At 31.4% G+C, this 1,249-nt stretch carries 1 protein-coding gene; it reads right to left on the reverse strand.

Going from position 1 to position 1,249, the window contains the following annotated elements; all coding sequences use genetic code 11:
* Window positions 1-1,249 (reverse strand): carboxypeptidase regulatory-like domain-containing protein (locus tag DPIF8902391_RS09245; RefSeq protein ID WP_172505635.1); only part of this gene is annotated, 1,249 nt, incomplete at both ends.

Consider the following 1,249-nt stretch of genomic DNA (forward strand, 5'->3'; position numbering starts at 1 on the left):
CTCTATTTTGATGATCAATTCAGGATAGGTGTTCATTACACTTACAATATCTTCTAGTTCATATTCGGCATCTGTACGGATATTTGCCAAATCAAAGTCAAAATAAATAGGGTTGATTACTATTTGATTTCCTACAATTAATGACTGTAATTTTAGGTTTACAACAACATCTTGCTGATCTACATCAAGGGTTGCTGCTTGTTTGTTGGCATTTTTATAGCCTTCTTTTGATCCTACAACTACAAATTTTTGTTCGCAATCTTTTTGTTCAAAAATATAAGAACCCGATCTTCCTGTTTTTAATGATGATACCACTTCTCCCGATGGATTCATTAATTGAACGACTGCATTAGCAATTGGTTCGCCTGTTCGTGAATCGCTTACGATTCCTTTAATATCTTCTTTACATCGATACATGATAAAGCTATAAATATCGTCATCGCCTTTTCCATTTTTTCTGTTTGATGAGAAAAATCCGTGGGAATGTTTTTTGTTTATTACAAATGAAAAATCGTCAAACGCACTGTTTATTGGGCTTCCTAAATTTACAGGATTTGCATATTTTCCATCAATATATTTTGCTTCAAAAACATCTAAAGCGCCTAAACCTAAATGACCGTTTGATGAAAAATACAACTCATTATTTGTTCCGATAAATGGAAACATCTCTCTACTTTCTGTATTGATTTCTTTTCCTAAATTGATGGGTTTTCCAAAGTTATTATCGCCTAAAATTCTTGCTTTATAAATATCGGTACCTCCAAATCCGTTGGGCATATCCGATACAAAATATAAGGTTTCTTCATCAATGCTTAACGCTGGATGACCGCATGAAAAAGCATCGCTATTAAATGGTAATTCTTGAACATTACCCCATAAATCACCAATTTTATCGGCGCTGTAAATTTTAAGATGTGATACTTGTGCTTTATCGCCTTTTAATGTTCTTCCATCGTAATTATCTCTTGTAAAATAGGCTTTTTTTCCATTTTTAGTAATAATTATATTCGATTCATGGTATTTTGAACTTAATCCTTCAAGCATTTTTGATTTCTCTAAATCTAGCATTTTTTTAGATACTATATTTTTTTGCTTGGCTTTATAGATGTTTAAAAACGGTTGCTTATTCCATTTATAAAGTTTTTTATCATTATTTGCCTTTGGTTTGGTCGAGGCAAAATAAAGTTCATCATTATAAATAAAACCTCCAAAATCAGAGTATTTTGTATTGCTTGATACATTGTGAATA

Origin of the sequence: Tenacibaculum finnmarkense genomovar ulcerans (genome assembly GCF_900239495.1) — a bacterium.
Lineage (GTDB): Bacteria > Bacteroidota > Bacteroidia > Flavobacteriales > Flavobacteriaceae > Polaribacter > Polaribacter ulcerans.